Annotated in this window: 1 protein-coding gene and 1 pseudogene; both read right to left on the bottom strand. The window is 66.1% G+C overall.

The window, feature by feature from the left end:
* Window positions 1–1164, bottom strand: a 1164-nt coding sequence (locus DBR22_RS20510; protein ID WP_108600510.1) for an MFS transporter, incomplete at its 3' end; no start/stop codon positions are given.
* Window positions 1161–1520: pseudogene (locus DBR22_RS20505) on the bottom strand (elongation factor G-like protein EF-G2); the annotation flags it as partial. The pseudogene DBR22_RS20505 and the gene DBR22_RS20510, both read right to left, overlap by 4 nt.

The following is a 1520-nucleotide window of genomic DNA, read 5'->3' as shown; positions in this document are numbered from 1 at the left end:
CTCCTCGCCGATAGCCAGCGACAGGGGGTACCCGTAGGCGTCGGCAGTGCGGCCCAGCAGCGGCTGCACCACAATCCCGCCACTGGATCCCATCAGAGAGTCGAAGCTGAGCACTGTGGCCCGCTGCTTCGAGGGGATCATGTCGTTCAGGTAGGCCTGCCGCACCGGCGTTCCCGCGGCCGCGATGAGTGCCCAGACGGCGAGCAGCACCAGCGCCAGCCAGAAAACCCTGGTGAAGCCGACCGCAATCAGGAGCAGTGAGCTGACGGCACTGCTCACGATCAGCACAGTGGTGCGTTTGCGGACCAGACGGCGGACCACCGGAGCCATCCAGCCGCCCACGATCTGCGATCCGGCCACGAGGGCCGCGGCGAGACCGGCCACGGTATAGGCCTGCGGATCCCCATAGAGCTCGAGCAGGTAGGGCTGGAGCGCGTAGAAGGCATAGAAACCGACGCCGACGCTGAACGGAGCGGCAAGCATCACGAACCGTACAGGCGGATTCTTCAGGCCATTGTCGATGGACGCTGCGAGCACCGCGCGGGTCGCCGCCAGGGGGCGCGAGGAACGATCCGGGGTGAACCCGACGTCGTGCATCAGCCAGAAGGCCACCCCGAACATCGCCAGGAGGACTCCTACCCGCACCAGGAACGGCACACCCAAAGTGGTCGCCTGGGCCAGCGCACCGCCGGCAGCCGAGCCGACGAGGGTGGCGACACCGGAGACCATTTGGCCCCTGCCGAAGACAGCTTCCAGGTCATCGGAGTAGCCGGAGAAGTGCAAGGCGTCGACCAGCCAGGCCTCCACTGCCCCGGAGAAGAAGGTGAACCCCAGGCCCAACAGGACCGATACCACCGCCCAGGACCAGAACGGCGCCTTCCACTGCCAGAGCAGGTAGTACAAGTACGTGGAACCGGCCAGGGTTACGGTGCCGAGCAGGAAGGAAGTCCTGCGCCCCCAACCGTCCGCCACGACGCCGGTGGGTACCTCGAACAGCACCATTCCTGCTGTGAAGAAGGCGTTGGCCGCAAACGCCTCGAAGTTGCTGAGACCCGCGTCCAACAGAAACAGCGTGTTGATGCCCCAGATGAAGGAGGCCGCCAGCGTATTGCCCAGCGTCAGCGTGAGGTAGACGCGCTGGATCTTTCGGGCGGCGGCATTCATGGGTTGCCGGGCACGGGCTCATGGCGGAGGTAGCTGCGCGTGAAGCGGCCGGTCCCGGCCGTGAGTGCCCGGAGTTCAACGGAATACTTGAGAAGTTCCTGGTCGGGGACTTCCGCACTGATCTCAGTCAGCTCCCCGCCGGAGGAATCTGTTCCCGTGAGGCGGCCGCGCCTGGAGGACAGGTCACTCATCACAGCCCCCACATGCTCGTCGGAGACGGTGATGCTGACAGAGGAGACGGGCTCAAGGAGCTGGATGCGCCCGGCAGCGGCCGCCTCGCGCAGGGCCAGCGCCCCCGCTGCCTGGAACGCGGCATCGGAAGAGTCAACGCTGTGCGCTTTTCCGCCTACCAGGGT

The sequence above is a fragment of the Arthrobacter sp. HMWF013 genome (assembly GCF_003061105.1).
GTDB lineage: Bacteria > Actinomycetota > Actinomycetes > Actinomycetales > Micrococcaceae > Arthrobacter.
This window is presented reverse-complemented; position numbering and strand designations above follow the sequence as displayed.